Genomic DNA, 15,268 nt, shown 5'->3' on the forward strand with positions numbered 1-15,268 from the left:
GCCGTCACCGCTTGTTCCATGGGGCCAGCAGCAGTTCGCACGCATACCGGACGTCGGCGGCGGCAGCCACCGCGTCGAGTTGACCTGCGGTGGCCCAGGTCAGGATGCCGTACATGCACTGCTCGACCATCCGGGCCAGTCGATGATCCTCGTCGGTGGGTTCGGTCACCCCGGCCACGGTCAGGATTCGCTCGCGCATGGACAGATCGGCCGGTGCATCGGAAGACGACCGGATGGCGTTGATGGAAATCAACATTGCCCTGGCCAACGGCGGCTGCGCCAGCAGCGTCTCGGCAGCCTCACCCAGGAAGTCACCTACGGCCGACACCGGGTCGTCCGGGATGCCGGCAGATTCTGGCATCGCCCGGATCGCCGAGCTGAGCACCGCTGCATAGAGGTGATGCTTGGTCGGGTAATAGCGATAGAGGGTGCCGAGAGCGACGCCGGCCTCAGCGGCGACATCTGACATCTGGACCCGCTCCAGCCCGTGCAACGCCCCCAGCCGGACGGCCGCGCGCAAAATCGCCGCGTTGCGTGCCAGTTGACGGGGCGTCGAGGCATGCCCCGGTTCCCGTGGCGTTCCGATGCGCGGCATCGAGACGACCCCTCCCGCAAAATTAGAATTGATTCTAGAAATCTGGACAAGGCGATGCTACAACAGATGGGTGACCGAACAAGGTGCCCAGCTCGACGACACGACGATCGACGCTCTCAAGTACGGCCCGTGGGCCGTCATCACCGGTGGCTCGGAAGGTGTCGGCAGATCCTTCGCGGTCCAACTGGCCGAGGCCGGTATCAATCTGCTGCTCGTCGCCCGCAAGACAGGGCCGCTGGAGGAAGCAGCCGAACTCTGTCGCGCACACTCGGTCGAAGTTCGCACGCTGAGCATGGATCTCGCGGAACCGTCCGCCGCCCAAGCCGTCGCCGACGCAGTGGCGGACGTCGAGGTGGGTCTGCTGGTCCACAACGCCGGCGCCAACACACACAGCGCAGAGTTCCTCGATGGCGACCTCGCCGCGTTTCAACGGGTCATCGACCTGAACGTCACCACCCCGCTGGCATTGGTTCATCACTTCGGCGCCGCGATGCGCAGCCGCCGGCGCGGAGGCATCCTGCTCGTCGGATCGATGGCCGGCTACCTCGGCTCGAACCGGCACACGGTGTACGGCGGAGTCAAAGCATTCGGCAGGATCTTCGCCGAGAGTCTGTGGCTGGAATTGCGGGACGACAACGTCGACGTACTCGAACTCGTCCTTGGAGTAACCCGCACCCCGGCAATGGACCGGGTCGGACTCAACTTCGACATCCCCGGCATGGTGGTGTCCGAGCCTGACGACGTCGCCGCCGAAGGTCTCGCCGCGCTCGGAAAAGGCCCCGTACACGTGGTGTCGCAGCACGCGAAAGTCGCTCTTGCCCAAAACAATCCGGACCGCGCCGCGACCATCCTGCGCACCGACAAGATGATGCGGCAGCTGATGGGATCGACAGAGGGGTCCGCACAGTGAAGCTCGGACTCTCCACCCCCGTCGTGATGCAACACCCTGGTGAGTTCTCCCCGTGGGAAACGACCGCCGGCCCCGACGAGTTGTCATTGATCGCTGAGAAAGCAGAGGCTCTGGAGTTTCACCACATCACCTGTGCCGAGCACACCGGCATCCCCGCCTCAGCGACGGCGGTGCGCGGGAGGGTGTACTGGGACCCGCTGGCCACGCTGTCCTTCCTGGCCGCCAGGACTCGACGGATCCGACTGGTCACCGCCGTTGTGGTGCTTCCGTACCACCACCCGGTGGCGCTGGCCAAGAGCTACGGGACTCTCGACCGGCTCAGCGGCGGGCGAGTCGTCCTCGGCGTCGGGGTCGGATCGCTCACCGAGGAGTTCGAGTTGCTCGGTGCCCCATGGGAAGGGCGTGGGGCCGCCGCCGACCGCGACATCGCCAGGCTGCGTGCCGCGTGGGGACAGCCGGTGGTCGACGGGTTCGCCATCGAACCACACGCCACCAGTACCGATCTCACGATCTGGGTGGGCGGTCGCACCAAGCGCTCGCTGCGCCGAGCCGTCGAGTTGGGCAACGGCTGGATGCCTTTCGGATTGCCGCCGGATGCGATCGCCGAGTTCCTCGCGCAACTGCGCCCGCCGGCAGATTTCGATGTCGTGCTGTCCCCGGGGGTGCCGCTGGACCCGCAAGGCGATCCGAGCACCACCCGCGCTCGGCTGAACCGGTTGCGTGACGTCGGCGCCACGATCGCCAACTGCACACTGCAGGCCCGCAGCGCCGAGCATTTCTGCGATCAGCTCGAAGCCCTGCACACAATCGGCACCGAACTATGACTGACTCGTTCGAATCCCGGCTGCACGACCTGGAGCGACGACTGCAGGCGCTGACCGACCAGGTTGAGGTAACGCAGCTCATCGCCTCCTACGGCCCGCTCGTCGACGCCGGCGCCGCCACCGATGTTGCGGAGTTGTGGAGCGTGGACGGCAGCTACGACGTCGAAGGCTGGCAGATGCACAGCCGCGCCGATGTCGAGGCCATGGTGAACTCGGATGCGCATCAAACGCTCATCGCAAGAGGCGCCTGCCATTTTCTCGGGCCCGCCCGGGTCACACTCGACGGCGACACCGCGGAGGCTGTGTGTGAATCACTGCTGATGGTGCACCGCGACGGGAAGTGGATCGTGGCACGCGCCGGCGCGAACCATTTCACGCTGCGTCGCATCGACGGTCGATGGCAGATCGCGCAGCGCACCACCCGGGCGCTGAACGGCAGCCCCGAGTCGCGGGAGCTGCTCCGTTAGACGATCGTGTTCTCCCGTAGCTCCGCGATCTGCGCTGCGTCATAACCGATCTCACCCAGCACCTCGTCGGTGTGCTCGCCCAGCAGCGGGGCCCGTCGCCGGATCGTGCCGGGAGTCGCCGACATCCGGAACGGTGTTTCGATGATCGGCACATCTCGGGAGGCCCCGGGGAACGGCATCCGCTGCAGGTAGCCCATGGCTTGCACATGCGGGTCATCGAGGACGTCCTGGGTGGAATACAACGGGGCGGCAGGCATTTTCGCCTTCTCCAACAGCTCCAGCACCTGTGCCTTGCTCTTGTCAGCGCACCACTCGGCCATGATGTCGTTGAGGATGTCGCCGTTGGTCCAGCGGATGTCGTCGTTCGCGAAACGGGGATCGTCGAACAGTTCTTCCCGACCGACCAGGCGGCACCAGCGCTTGAACATGGGTTGCCCGGCCACCTGCAGCAACACCCACTGATCATCGGCGGTGCGGTAGAGATCGCACGGCGCCACCGAAGCACCCTTGTTGCCCATCCGGGGCTTGTCCACCTGCAGCAGTTCACGCTCGATCAGGAAGGCGTTCGACAGCATCAGAGCAGTGGGCAGCAGTGCGCCTTCGACGTGCTGCCCCTCCCCCGTCTTGTCTCGGTGATACAGCGCCATCATCACACCGATTGCCAACGTGAGTGCCGTCCCGAAATCGGCGTACGGCACCACCGTTCGAATCGGCAGATCAGGCAGACCCTGCCGGTAGACCGCACCCGACATCACCTGCCCGGCACCGTCGAAACCGATCTTGTCGCTGTACGGACCGCCCTCTCCGTAGGCGGTGGCGCTGGCCAGGATGATATCGGGTTTGACCGCCTTGAGCGTGTCGTAATCCAGTCCGTTGGCCCGCATCCCGGCCGCCGGCATGTTCGCGATGACGATGTCGGACTGCGCCACGAGTCGTCGGGTGATCTCGGCGCCCTCGGCCGTGGTGGAGTCGAGCGTCAGCGACCGCTTGTTGCGGTTGCACTGCAGGAATGTGCCGCCCTCGCCGCCCTCGGTGACGGCCTGCACCCAACGGTCCTCCCCGCCTTCACGTTTCTCCACACGCAGCACGTCCGCGCCCATGTCGGCCAGGATCGCGCTGCACCACGGTGCGGCGATGAACCGGCCGTAGTCGAGCACCCGTATCCCGTCGAGGACACCTGGCATCAGCCCACTCCTTCTCTCGGCGCACGTCTAGTCGAGGACGCCGAGGCGCTCGAGGTGATCGCTCAACGGCTTGGAGGCCGCACAAAGATGCTCGGCCATTGCCTCGCGGGCCGAATCCCCGTCGCGCGCCTTGAGTGCGGCCAGGATCCGGCGGTGGTCGTGGGTGGACTGCTCGGGCCAGCCCTCGACAGTCGGATAGACCGATTCCAGTGCGTACCGGGTGATCTGGGACATCAGCTGGGCCAGCTTCGGCGATTCGGCAGCACGGTTGACGCCCCGGTGAAACGCGTGATTGAGCCGTACCGCACGCTCATGATCGTTGTGCGCGTAGGCGTCCTCCAGCTCCCGCTGGATCCGGTCGAGCTCGTCGAGTTGGACGTCGGTGATCTGGACTGCGGCCCGCGACGCCAGCTGCCCGCCGATGTGGGCCTGCACCCCGGCCACGTCGTCGATGTCACGCCGGGTGACCGGCAGCACCAGAAAGCCGCGCCGGGGCTGCTGGGTCAGCAGCCCTTCGGTGCGCAGGCCGAACAACGCTTCCCGCACCGGCGTCACGCTGATACCCAGTTCGGCCGCAAGCTGTTCGAGCCTGATGTAGTTCCCCGCCGGGTACGTGCCGTCGAAGATCCGCCGTCGGATCAGCCGGGCCACATCTTCGGCCAGCTGCGGACGTGCGGCGAAATCGGGTATGGACACGGTTCAGACCCGATAGTCGGAGAGCAGCCGCTTGCTGATGATGTTCTTCTGGATCTCGCTGGTGCCCTCACCGATCAGCAGGAACGGTGCGTCGCGCATCAGCCGCTCGATCTCGTACTCCTTGGAGTAGCCGTACCCGCCGTGGATCCGGAAGCTCTGCTGGGTGACCTCCGAACAGAACTCGCTGGCCAGGTATTTGGCCATGCCCGCGGCCACGTCGTTGCGTTCGCCGGAGTCCTTGAGCCGGGCGGCGTTGACCATCATCAGATGCGCGGCTTCGACTTTGGTTGCCATCTCAGCCAATTGGAACGCCACCGCTTGGTGCTCGGCGATCGGCTTGCCGAAGGTCTCGCGCTGCTGCGCGTAGCGCACCGCCAGCTCGAAGGCACGGATGCCCACTCCGCAGGCACGCGCCGAGACGTTGACCCGACCGACCTCGACGCCGTCCATCATCTGGAAGAAGCCCTGCCCGGTGACGCCGCCGAGCACATCGTCGGCACTGGCCCGGTAGCCGTCGAAGATCAGCTCGGTGGTGTCGATGCCTTTGTAGCCGAGTTTGTCGAGCTTGCCCGGGATGGTCAGCCCCGGCACGACTTCGCCGAAGCCGGTGGGCTTTTCGACCAGGAACGCGGTCAGGTTGCGGTGCGGCTTGTCGGCACCCTCGTCCGTGCGCACCAGCGCGGCCACCAGCGTCGAGCTGCCGCCGTTGGTCAGCCACATCTTCTGACCGTCGATCGTGTACGTGCCGTCGCCATTGTTCTTCGCCCGGGTGCGGATTGCCGCCACATCCGAGCCCAGCTCGGGCTCGGACATCGAGAACGCCCCGCGCGTCTCACCAACGGCCATGCGCGGCAGGAACTTCTGCTTCTGGGCGTCGGTTCCGTGCTGCCGGATCATGTAGGCGACGATGAAGTGGGTGTTGATCACCCCGGACACGCTCATCCAGCCGCGGGCGAGTTCCTCCACGCACAACGCGTAGGTGAGCAGCGACTCGCCGAGCCCGCCGTACTCCTCGGGGATCATCAACCCGAACAGGCCCATGTCCTTCATCTGGTCGACGATGGCCTGCGGGTAGGTGTCGGAGTGTTCCAACTCCTGGGCAGTCGGAATGACTTCCTTGTCGACGAATTGCCGTACGGTCGAGACGATCTCGGTCTGGAACTCGGTGAGCCCCAGGGTCTGGGCCAGTCTGGTCACGATGACACCCTTTCGAACACAGCGGCCAGCCCTTGGCCGCCACCGATGCACATGGTCTCCAGCCCATAGCGGGCCTGACGCCGATCCAGTTCGCGGGCCAGCGTGGCAAGCATCCGCCCACCGGTCGCGCCGACCGGATGCCCCAGCGAAATCCCGGAGCCCCGCACGTTGGTGCGTTCGAAGTCGGCCTCGCCGAACTTCCACTCCTTCATCACGGCCAGCGCCTGGGCGGCGAATGCCTCGTTGAGCTCGATCAGGTCGATATCGCTCAGTTGCAGATCAGCCTTGGCCAGGGCTACCTCGGTGGCGGGAACGGGTCCGATGCCCATGACGTTGGGAGCGACACCCGCAGATCCCCACGACACCATCCGCACCAGGGGTCGCAGGCCCAGCTCGGCGGCCTTCTCCGGCGTGGTGACGATGCACATGGACGCGGCGTCATTTTGACCGCTGGAGTTGCCCGCCGTGACGGTGGACTCCGGATCCTGTTTGAGCAGAACGGGTTTGAGCTTGGCAAGCGCTTCGACGGTAGAGTCCGCGCGAGGGTGCTCATCGGTGTCGATGACCTGCTCACCCTTACGGTCGCGGACCGTCACAGGGATGATCTCCTCGGCGAGAACCCCGGACCGCTGGGCCGCAACCGCACTGCGGTGCGAGCGCACCGCGAGTTCGTCCTGCTCGGCCCGGGTGATGCCGTATTCGCGGCGCAGGTTTTCGGCGGTCTCCAGCATTCCGCCCGGCACCGGGTAGAACTGTCCGCCGGCGGTGGTGCGTCCCCGCGCGAGCCCGTCGTGAATCTGAACCCCGTTGCGGGCCCCGCCCCACCGCATGTCGGTGGAGTAGAACGCGACATTGCTCATGCTCTCGGCGCCGCCGGCCACCACCAGGTCGTTGTCGCCGCTGCGCACCTGCAGACAGGCCTGGATCACGGCCTGAAGCCCGGAACCGCATCGCCGGTCGACCTGCATTCCGGGAACAGTCACCGGCAGGCCGGCGTCGAGCGCCACCACCCGGCCGATGGCCGGTGCCTCACTGTTGGGATAGCAGTGGCCCAGAATCACGTCCTGAACCTGCTCGGGTGCCACACCGGTGCGCTGCAGCAGACCCTTGAGTGCGGTAACCCCGAGTTCGACGGCCGACAACGACGCGAACATGCCGCCGTAGCGCCCGATCGGGGTGCGAACCGGCTCGCAGATTACCGCCTCGCGGGTACTCATACGTGCCGACCGCCGGTCACCTCGAGCACGGTGCCGGTCATGTACGACGACAGGTCGCTGGCCAGGAACAGCGCGACCTTGGCCACCTCGTCGGGCTCACCGGCCCGGGCCATCGGGATCTCGGCCAGCTTCTGGTCCCAGATCCGTTGCGGCATGGCCTCGGTCATGGCCGACCGGATCAGCCCGGGCTGAATGGCGTTGACCCGCACCCCGAGGTGGGCGAGTTCTTTGGCCGAGGCCTTGGTCATGCCGACGATGCCGGCCTTGGCGGCCGAATAGTTGGTCTGGCCGACCAGCCCGACCTTGCCGGAGATCGAGGACATGTTGACGATCGCGCCGCGCTTGTTCTCCCGCATGATCGCCGCAGCCGATTTGGTGCCGTTCCAGGTGCCCTTCAGGTGCACCGCGATGACCTGGTCGAACTGCTCCTCGGTCATCTTGCGCAGCGTTGCGTCACGGGTGATTCCGGCGTTGTTGACCATGATGTCCAGCCCGCCGAACCGCTCGACCGCGGCCTGCACGAGCGCCTCGACCTCAGCGGCCGAGGTCACGTCACACCGCACCGCGGTCGCCACCTCGGACCCGCCGAGCTCCTTGGCAGCCGCCTCGGTGGCCTCCAGGTTGACGTCACCGAGCACCACCCGGGCGCCCTCGTCGATGAAGCGTTTCGCGATGGCCAGGCCCAGACCCTGGGCACCGCCCGTCACCACTGCAGTCTGACCGCTCAGCAACGACACCTGATCACCTAACTTTCGATCGTGGGGGCTCTGTCTGAGCCAGATCATATTTCATATACGATATTGGCGATTCATCAGCCCCGCGAATCCCGCGCGACGAAATGGAGCTCCCCTGTGACCACCACCGCGGCCCCTGCCGAAGTCGGCGACGAGGATTTTCGGGAGATCCTGGCGCAGACCCGCAGCTTCATCCGCACCGCCGTGGTGCCCCGCGAGAACGAGATCCTCGCCACCGACAAGGTGCCCGACGATCTCCGCGACCAGGCCAAGAACATGGGGCTGTTCGGCTACGCGATTCCGCAGGAGTGGGGCGGCCTCGGCCTCAACCTCGCCCAAGATGTCGAACTGGCAATGGAATTCGGCTACACCTCGCTGGCGTTGCGGTCGATGTTCGGCACCAACAACGGCATCGCCGGACAGGTGCTCGTAGGGTTCGGCACCGATCAGCAGAAGACCCGGTGGCTTGAGGGTATTGCCTCCGGCGACGTCGTCGCCTCGTTCGCCCTGACCGAGCCCGGCGCGGGATCCAACCCAGCAGGCTTACGCACCAAGGCAGTTCGCGACGGGGTCGACTGGGTGATCACCGGCCAGAAGCGGTTCATCACCAATGCGCCCACGGCGAATCTCTTCGTGGTGTTCGCCCGCACCCGCCCGGCCGACGAAAAAGGCGCGGGAATCGCGGTGTTCCTGGTACCGGCCGACGCCGCGGGCGTCGAAATCGGCGCGAAGGACGCCAAGATGGGTCAGGAAGGCGCCTGGACGGCAGACGTCAACTTCACCGACGTGCGGGTGCCGGACGCCGCGCTGGTCGGCGGCAGCGAGGACGTCGGCTATCGCGCTGCAATGACCTCCTTGGCGCGCGGCCGGGTGCACATCGCGGCCCTCGCGGTGGGATCCGCCCAGCGCGCACTCGACGAGTCGGTGGCCTACGCCGCCGCAGCCACTCAGGGCGGCCAACCGATCGGCAGCTTCCAGTTGGTGCAGGCGATGATCGCCGACCAGCAGACCGGCGTGATGGCCGGACGGGCACTGGTCCGCGATGCCGCGGCCAAATGGGTGTCCGGCGAGGACCGTCGCATCGCCCCTTCGGCGGCCAAGCTGTTCTGCACCGAAATGGCAGGCGATGTCGCCGATCTCGCGGTGCAGATCCACGGCGGCACCGGTTACATGCGTGAGGTCCCGGTCGAGCGCATCTACCGGGAAGTCCGGCTGCTGCGTCTCTACGAGGGCACCAGCGAGATCCAGCGACTCATCATCGGCGGCGGCCTGGTCAAGGCCGCCCAGCGTCAACTCTGAAATACCCACTCACTAAGGAGAATCCATGACCGAGCGGCTCGCCGGAAAGGTCGCCTTCATCACCGGAGCTGCCCGTGGCCAAGGACGCGCGCACGCCGTCCGGATGGCCAAGGAGGGCGCCGACATCATCGCGATCGACATCGCCGCGCCGCTACCGCCGAGCGTGCCCTATGACTCGGCGACCCCCGAAGATCTGGCCGAAACCGTGCGCCTGGTCGAGGCCACCGGCAAGCGCATCATCGCCGCGGCCGCCGACACCCGCGACCATGACGCATTGCGGGAAATCGTCGGCAAGGGCGTTGCCGAGTTCGGCCGGCTCGATGTCATCGTCGCCAACGCGGGTATCACGGTGCCCGAGCCGTGGAACGAGACCACTCCCGAATCATTCCGCGACGTCATGGATATCAACGTCACCGGTACCTGGAACACGGTGATGGCCGGCGCCCAGCACATCATCGACGGCGGACGCGGCGGGTCGATCATTCTGATCAGCTCGGCCGCCGGTATCAAGATGCAGCCGTTCATGGTGCACTACACGGCCAGCAAGCACGCTGTCGCCGGTATGGCCCGGGCATTCGCGGCCGAGCTGGGTAAGCACAAGATTCGGGTGAACAGCCTCCATCCGGGCGCGGTCAACACCCCGATGGGCACCGGTGACATGCTGGCCGCGCTCAACCGGGCCAACGACACCAACCCCGGCCTGATGCAGATGGTCACCCCGTTCCTGCCGGATTACATCGCCGAACCCGAGGACATCGCCGATGCCGCGATCTGGCTGGCGAGCGACGAGTCACGGTATGTCACAGCCAGCCGGGTGGCCGTCGATCTGGGCTCTACCCAGTTCTAGGGCTGGCATGTCCAGCCCAACAAGCACAGACTTCGCCGACAACCTGGCGGCCGGGCTGGCAGCCTACGGCGACCGGCCGTTCATCGAGTTCGCCCGAAACTGGTATTCGGGCAACGAGGTTACGCGGTTCATCGAGCGTGTCTCCGTCGCGCTGCAAGACGCAGGCGTTCAGCCCGGCGAGCCGGTCGGCATCGTGGTCCGCAACCGGGTGGCCCACGCCGCGACGATCCTCGGATTCATCGCGACACGACGCCCGGTGGTGATGATCTACTCGTACCAATCCGCCACCGCGATCGCCCGGGACGTCGAAAGCCTCGCGTTGCCGGCGATTGTCGGCGATATCGATGACTGGACGCCCGAGCTGCATGGTGCGGTAGCTTCCTCCGGCTCCGCCGGTCTCGTGTTGTCCGGTGATCCGTTCCGGGTCGGCGTGACCGTAGCGCGACAGCCCGGCAGCAGGCACGATGCGACGCTGGAACAGTCCGGCCTGCACATCCTCACCAGTGGCACCACCGGGCCACCCAAGCGAATCCCGGTCGCCACCAACGTGCTTGAGCACACCGTCCTGAGCATGACGATCGGCGCGGGAGCCGAGGTGGTGGGTCCCGACACGCCGCCCGCGCTGGTGTACTGGCCGTTCGGCAGCATCGGCGTCTGCCAGCTGCTGGCCGCGCCGTGCGCCGGCAAGCGCATGGTGCTGCTGGAGAAGTTCAGCGTCTCCGAGTGGGTCGAGGCGATCAAGACCTACCGGATCACCCGGGCGGGCGTGCAGCCCGCCATCCTCCGGATGCTGCTGCAGGCCGACGTTCCGCTCGAGGATCTGGCCTCGCTGGAGGGTCTGTCCGGGGGCTCCGGCCCGTTGGAGCCGGAATTGCGGGCGGAATTCGAGGGCCGTTACGGGATCCCGTTGTTGTGGGCCTACGGGGCAACCGAATTCGCCGGATCGGTGTGCAGCTGGACACCCGAGCTGCATCGCCGATACGGCGCTGACAAACCCGACAGCGTCGGGCGGCCTCTGCCCGGCGTGCGCGTCCGCATCGTCGACCCCGACACCGCCGCGGAAGTCCCCGCCGGCACCGTCGGACTGCTCGAGGCCAGCGTCGCGGTCATCGGGCCGGACTGGGTACGGACGACCGACCTGGCGTCCGTCGACGAGGACGGGTTCGTCACCTTGCACGGGCGCGGCGACGGCGCGATCAACCGTGGCGGCTTCAAGATCCTGCCGGAAACCGTTCGACGGGTATTGATCTCGCATCCCAGTGTGCTCGACGCCTGCGTCGTGGGAGTTCCGCATTCCCGGCTCGGTCAGGTTCCCTTCGCCGCGGTTGAGCTACGACGGGATGCCACCACGCCCACCGAGGCCGAATTGAAGGACCTGGTGCGCGAGGCGTTGCCGAGCCATCACGTGCCGGTGGCCGTGGCCGTCGTCGACGCACTCCCCCGCAACGCCGCGCTCAAGGTGCGGCCGGGAGACGTTGCGGCGCTGTACCGCACATAACCTTCCCGCGAGCAGACACCGAATCGCGTGTGCTCGCGCTCAGTTGCCGGGCGTGCCCAACGTCCGGGTCAGGAACTTCACCTGGTCGTCGACGGCCGTGTCGAACCAGTCATGGCCCGGCCACACATCGAAGTGATCGCATGGGTAGTGATGGACCTGGGCCCTGGCCTGCACGGCCGTCTTCATCACCGAGTTGGCCGGCACGAACCGGTCGAAGTCGGCAATCTGAATCAGCACAGGGCATTTCAGGGCCTTGGCCGCGGCCCCGGTCCGGATCTGCACCAGTTCCATGCCGATGGCCGAATCGACCTCGTTGCGCCACGTCGGCCCGGCGATCGCACGGTAGCTGTCGTATGCACCGTCGAGGGCCAACGCGCCGGGCTCCCCCGGTTTGGCTGCCAGCGGCATCAGGGTCGGCGCCCGGCCCGCCGCGACGGCCACGCGGCTCTTCACACCCGCCAGCGTCCAGCGCAGTGCCGATGCGACATCGCGGTGCGCCACGGCTGCGCGGCTGGCGGCCAGCCCGCTCGTCAACGGAGTCATGCCGATCACCGCGGCGACATCGGCGCACTGTGCCGCCACCCGTAGGACGTGGCTGCCCGAGAACGAGGAACCCCACAGCACCACCCGCCGACGGTCCACACCCGGCAGTTGTTGGGCGGCCGCGATGGCCGCAGCGTAATCCGCCATCTGACGCTCGACCGAAACACTCTGCCGCGGTTGCCCTTCCGATGCGCCGAAACCGCGGTAGTCGAAGGCCACCACGTCCAGGCCGACCGCGCTGAAGCGTTCGGCGAAAGGCTGCAGGCCGGAGTCCATGGTGCCGCCGAAACCGTGCGCCATCACCACCACCGGCCGTCCCTGCGGACCGGCGAAGTCATCGGCTGCGGCGGGGAAATGCCATGCGCTGCACCGGTCACCGGCCGAACAGAACGTGAGGTCGGTGTGAGTCACGCTGTCGCTCCCACCGTCAGGCCGGCACCGTCGGCGGCGCGCTTGGCCCCCGCGGGTAGCTCGCGCACGCGGATGTCGTGCTCGTAGTAGAAGTAGTCCACTTGCTGGGTGTGTCGGGGCCGGTCGGTGCAGTGTCCGCCGTGCAGTTGCTGATCGGCATCGATCACGCGCTCCATCTCGGCCACCGACGGCAGCGCGTAACGCCCGACCGCGTAGGACGCGAGCAGCCGCGACTGGCACTCGACAAACGGGAACAATGTCGGAATCGCCTGGGCGAAACCCATGAACACCAGATCGTCGATTCCGGGTTTGAACATCCGCTTGTAGAGCCGGATGTGGTTACCGGGCGCACTGATGACGTCGGGGTCGAAGAACGGGAAGGTGATGTTGTAGCCCGTCGCGTACACGATCACATCGAAGACGTCGCTGGTCCCGTCCTCGAAATGCACGGTGTCACCGTCCAAACGGGACACGTTCGGCTTCGGGACGACATCGCCGGAGCCGAGTCGCAGCGGCAACTCGACCGACTGCGTCGGGTGCGCTTCGAACAGCTTGTGGTTCGGGGCCGGCAGCCCGTACATGGTCGGATCGGTGCCGAGCATCGGTCCGATCAACTGGACCATCTTGCGCTGCCACGACAACGGGAGATAAGGATTGGTGCGGAAGTATTTGTCGCCCGGTTGTCCCGCAATGTATTTCGGCACTATCCAGGCGCTCGATCGGGTGGACAGCGTCACCTGGTTCTGCAGGGATTTGGATGACAACTCGACGGTGATGTCGGCGGCGCTGTTCCCTATGCCCACCACCAGGATCCGCTTGCCGGTCAGCTCAAGCGGTTCCTTCGGGTCGATGTAGTGGTGCGAGTGGATCTGTTCACCGGTGAACGTCCCGGGGAACTCCGGCAGTCGGGGGTCCCAGTGGTGGCCGTTGGCGACGACGAGCAGATCGAACTCGCGGCGGGCTCCGGCCTGATCCTCGATCTCCCAACCGCCCCCGTCGACCCGGGCCGCATGCACCACACCGTTGTTGAACTCGATGTTCTCCAACAGCCCGAAGGCATTCGCGTAGGCATCCAGATAGGCCTTGATGTCGGAGTGGTGCGGGAACGACGGGAAGTGCTCGGGGACCGGAAAGTCCTTGAACGACAACCGATGCTTGCTGGTGTCGATGTGCAGTGAGCGGTACGCGCTGCTGTGTCCGTTCGGGTTGCCGAAGGCCCAGTTTCCACCGATGCGGTCCGATGCCTCGAACGTGGTGTACGGAACCCGGTAGTCCTTGAGCATCTTTCCGGCGGTGAGCCCGCTGATGCCCGCGCCGATGATCGCGGTCCGCGGCAGTGAACGCTGCAAAACAGTGCTCCTTCACATTGTGATGCAGAACACTAGCAGCGGCCTTTGACGGGCGTCAACGAATTCTGACAACTGTCAGAATTGCTCGCGAAGAGGAAGAGCCGGGAAAACCCGACCGGAAACCTCAGCCGATGAAGCGGACGATCGACTCGGCGACCGCAGCGGGCTTCTCCGAGCCCTCGATCTCGACCGTCACCGTCATGGTGGCCTGCACCGCACCGTCGAGTTGCGCAACGTCGGCGATCGCCGCACGCGCCCGCACGTTGGCCCCGACCCGCACCGGGGTGATGAACCGAACCTTGTTGTAGCCGTAGTTGACCGCCAACTTCACATTGTCGACGCGATACAGCTGATGGGTGAAGTGCGGCAACAACGACAACGTCAGCAGACCGTGCGCAATGGTGCCGCCGAACGGTCCGCCGGCTGCCCGCTCGGGATCGACGTGAATCCACTGATGGTCATCGGTGGCGTCGGCGAACAAATTCACCCGATCCTGGGTGATCTCCATCCAGTCGGTCGGGCCGAGCTCGCTGCCCGCTGCCGCCACGAACTCGTCAAGACCATTGAAGACTTTCACGCTCACTCCTCCCGAACCGTGTCAGAAGACTACGGTCTGATTCCCGAACCGGATTACGCGGTCCTCACAGTGCCACAGCACCGCCCGCGACAACACCAGCCGTTCGACATCGGCACCCAGTCGCTGTAGATCACCGACCGAGTGGCGGTGGTCGACACGAACCACGTCCTGCTCGATGATCGGCCCTTCATCGAGATCGCCGGTCACGTAATGCGCTGTCGCGCCGACCAACTTGACCCCGCGTTCCTTGGCCCTGCGGTACGGCGCCGCACCGATGAACGCCGGCAGGAACGAATGATGGATGTTGATCAGCGGGCAGCCGACGGCATCGAGGAACTCGGGAGTCAGGATCTGCATGTACCGGGCCAGCACCACCAGATCGACGTTGCCACGCAACAACTCCAGCAGCCGTTGCTCAGCCTCGGCCCGGTTCTCGGGGGTCGCCGGGACGTAGAGGAACGGCACTCCGAACGCGCGGACCTGATCGGCGAGGTCGGGATGGTTCGAGATGACCATCACCACCGACATGTCGAGTTCACCGCGCCGGTTGCGCCACAACAAATCCAGTAGGCAGTGGTCCTCGCGGGAGGCCATCAGCGCCACCCGCTTGGGCTTGGAGGCCTCCGTGAGACGGAAGTCCATCGCGAACGGCTCGGCCACCTGCTGCCGGAAATCGCGCTCGAGTTCGTCGCGCACCGCGGCCAGGCCCGGCAGATGGAAGATCGTGCGCTGGATGAAGGTGCCGCCGGACTGCTCGGTGGAGTGCTGATCCAGCGACACGATGTTTGCGCCGGCACCGGTGAGGAAGCCGCTGATCGCCGCAACCAGACCGGGCCTGTCTCCGCAACGCAGCAACAGCCTGCCGACATCCCGAGCCGGCAGGGCGGTTGATTTCGGATACTCCTGTGTCATCGACACCA

At 66.1% G+C, this 15,268-nt stretch carries 16 protein-coding genes; 6 read left to right on the forward strand and 10 right to left on the reverse strand.

Annotated elements, in window-relative coordinates; translation table 11 throughout:
* Positions 1–4: 4 nt before the first annotated feature.
* Positions 5–595: a TetR family transcriptional regulator gene (locus tag AB0I14_RS09135; RefSeq protein WP_358019195.1), complete on the reverse strand. Its 591-nt coding sequence runs from the start codon at positions 593–595 to the stop codon at positions 5–7.
* A 70-nt stretch (positions 596–665) separates the two neighbouring features.
* Between AB0I14_RS09135 and AB0I14_RS09140 the strand changes: the two genes are divergently transcribed.
* Genes AB0I14_RS09140 through AB0I14_RS09150 form a run of 3 tightly spaced genes read left to right on the forward strand, consistent with a single transcriptional unit; the run spans position 666 to position 2,796 of the window.
* Positions 666–1,505: an SDR family NAD(P)-dependent oxidoreductase gene (locus AB0I14_RS09140; RefSeq protein WP_358019198.1), complete on the forward strand. Its 840-nt coding sequence runs from the start codon at positions 666–668 to the stop codon at positions 1,503–1,505.
* Positions 1,502–2,329: a TIGR03619 family F420-dependent LLM class oxidoreductase gene (locus tag AB0I14_RS09145; protein ID WP_358019201.1), complete on the forward strand. Its 828-nt coding sequence runs from the start codon at positions 1,502–1,504 to the stop codon at positions 2,327–2,329. The genes AB0I14_RS09140 and AB0I14_RS09145 overlap by 4 nt, the downstream gene beginning before the upstream one ends.
* Positions 2,326–2,796, forward strand: a complete 471-nt coding sequence (locus AB0I14_RS09150) for a nuclear transport factor 2 family protein (protein ID WP_358019204.1) — start codon at positions 2,326–2,328, stop codon at positions 2,794–2,796. The genes AB0I14_RS09145 and AB0I14_RS09150 overlap by 4 nt, the downstream gene beginning before the upstream one ends.
* On the opposite strand, the gene AB0I14_RS09155 is transcribed toward AB0I14_RS09150, so the two are convergent.
* The 5 genes from AB0I14_RS09155 to fabG are packed head-to-tail and all read right to left on the reverse strand — an operon-like array spanning position 2,793 to position 7,875.
* Positions 2,793–3,980 (reverse strand): CoA transferase, encoded by a 1,188-nt coding sequence (locus tag AB0I14_RS09155; protein WP_358019207.1) that lies wholly within the window; start codon positions 3,978–3,980, stop codon positions 2,793–2,795. The genes AB0I14_RS09150 and AB0I14_RS09155 overlap by 4 nt on opposite strands.
* Positions 3,981–4,007: 27 nt before the next feature.
* A complete protein-coding gene (locus AB0I14_RS09160; RefSeq protein ID WP_358019210.1) occupies positions 4,008–4,676 on the reverse strand; it encodes a GntR family transcriptional regulator in 669 nt (222 codons plus the stop codon).
* 3 nt (positions 4,677–4,679) lie between these two features.
* Positions 4,680–5,873, reverse strand: coding sequence for an acyl-CoA dehydrogenase family protein (locus AB0I14_RS09165; protein WP_358019213.1), 1,194 nt, complete (start codon positions 5,871–5,873; stop codon positions 4,680–4,682).
* Positions 5,870–7,090 carry an acetyl-CoA C-acetyltransferase gene (locus AB0I14_RS09170; RefSeq protein ID WP_358019216.1) on the reverse strand — a complete coding sequence of 407 codons (1,221 nt, stop codon included), beginning with the start codon at positions 7,088–7,090 and terminating at the stop codon, positions 5,870–5,872. Before AB0I14_RS09170 ends, AB0I14_RS09165 begins: the two co-directional genes overlap by 4 nt.
* Positions 7,087–7,875: a 3-oxoacyl-ACP reductase FabG gene (gene fabG / locus AB0I14_RS09175; RefSeq protein WP_358019218.1), complete on the reverse strand. Its 789-nt coding sequence runs from the start codon at positions 7,873–7,875 to the stop codon at positions 7,087–7,089. The genes AB0I14_RS09170 and fabG overlap by 4 nt, the downstream gene beginning before the upstream one ends.
* 66 nt (positions 7,876–7,941) lie before the next feature.
* Between fabG and AB0I14_RS09180 the strand changes: the two genes are divergently transcribed.
* From AB0I14_RS09180 to AB0I14_RS09190, 3 genes are read left to right on the forward strand one after another with little or no spacing between them, the layout of a single operon-like run.
* Entirely contained in the window at positions 7,942–9,123 is a 1,182-nt protein-coding gene (locus tag AB0I14_RS09180) for an acyl-CoA dehydrogenase family protein (protein ID WP_358019221.1), read from the forward strand.
* A gap of 25 nt (positions 9,124–9,148) precedes the next feature.
* Positions 9,149–9,970, forward strand: coding sequence for a mycofactocin-coupled SDR family oxidoreductase (locus AB0I14_RS09185; RefSeq protein WP_358019224.1), 822 nt, complete (start codon positions 9,149–9,151; stop codon positions 9,968–9,970).
* Positions 9,971–9,977: 7 nt separating this feature from the next.
* Entirely contained in the window at positions 9,978–11,468 is a 1,491-nt protein-coding gene (locus AB0I14_RS09190; RefSeq protein WP_358019227.1) for a fatty acid--CoA ligase family protein, read from the forward strand.
* Between the two features lie 39 nt (positions 11,469–11,507).
* Here the strand turns inward: AB0I14_RS09190 and AB0I14_RS09195 are convergent, their stop codons facing one another.
* The 4 genes from AB0I14_RS09195 to purU all read right to left on the reverse strand — a co-directional run bounded on the left by AB0I14_RS09195 (position 11,508) and on the right by purU (position 15,260).
* On the reverse strand, positions 11,508–12,422 hold the full coding sequence (locus AB0I14_RS09195) for an alpha/beta hydrolase (RefSeq protein WP_358019230.1): 915 nt from the start codon (positions 12,420–12,422) through the stop codon (positions 11,508–11,510).
* Positions 12,419–13,771: an NAD(P)-binding domain-containing protein gene (locus AB0I14_RS09200; protein ID WP_358019233.1), complete on the reverse strand. Its 1,353-nt coding sequence runs from the start codon at positions 13,769–13,771 to the stop codon at positions 12,419–12,421. The genes AB0I14_RS09195 and AB0I14_RS09200 overlap by 4 nt, the downstream gene beginning before the upstream one ends.
* A 124-nt stretch (positions 13,772–13,895) precedes the next feature.
* The gene (locus tag AB0I14_RS09205; protein WP_358019236.1) at positions 13,896–14,348 is read right to left on the reverse strand and encodes a MaoC family dehydratase; all 453 of its coding nucleotides are present in this window, start codon (positions 14,346–14,348) and stop codon (positions 13,896–13,898) included.
* A gap of 21 nt (positions 14,349–14,369) precedes the next feature.
* On the reverse strand, positions 14,370–15,260 hold the full coding sequence (gene purU / locus AB0I14_RS09210; protein ID WP_358019239.1) for a formyltetrahydrofolate deformylase: 891 nt from the start codon (positions 15,258–15,260) through the stop codon (positions 14,370–14,372).
* Between the last annotated feature and the right edge of the window lie 8 nt (positions 15,261–15,268).

Origin of the sequence: Mycobacterium sp. NPDC050441 (genome assembly GCF_040655355.1) — a bacterium.
Taxonomy (GTDB): Bacteria; Actinomycetota; Actinomycetes; order Mycobacteriales; family Mycobacteriaceae; genus Mycobacterium.

Bases quoted from the DNA above. Each gene is read 5' to 3' on its own strand.
- fabG (WP_358019218.1), bottom strand. From the start codon at position 7,875: ATGATCTGGCTCAGACAGAGCCCCCACGATCGAAAGTTAGGTGATCAG.
- AB0I14_RS09190 (WP_358019227.1), top strand. From the start codon at position 9,978: ATGTCCAGCCCAACAAGCACAGACTTCGCCGACAACCTGGCGGCCGGG.
- purU (WP_358019239.1), bottom strand. From the start codon at position 15,260: ATGACACAGGAGTATCCGAAATCAACCGCCCTGCCGGCTCGGGATGTC.
- AB0I14_RS09170 (WP_358019216.1), bottom strand. From the start codon at position 7,090: ATGAGTACCCGCGAGGCGGTAATCTGCGAGCCGGTTCGCACCCCGATC.
- AB0I14_RS09150 (WP_358019204.1), top strand. From the start codon at position 2,326: ATGACTGACTCGTTCGAATCCCGGCTGCACGACCTGGAGCGACGACTG.
- AB0I14_RS09155 (WP_358019207.1), bottom strand. From the start codon at position 3,980: ATGCCAGGTGTCCTCGACGGGATACGGGTGCTCGACTACGGCCGGTTC.
- AB0I14_RS09185 (WP_358019224.1), top strand. From the start codon at position 9,149: ATGACCGAGCGGCTCGCCGGAAAGGTCGCCTTCATCACCGGAGCTGCC.
- AB0I14_RS09135 (WP_358019195.1), bottom strand. From the start codon at position 595: ATGCCGCGCATCGGAACGCCACGGGAACCGGGGCATGCCTCGACGCCC.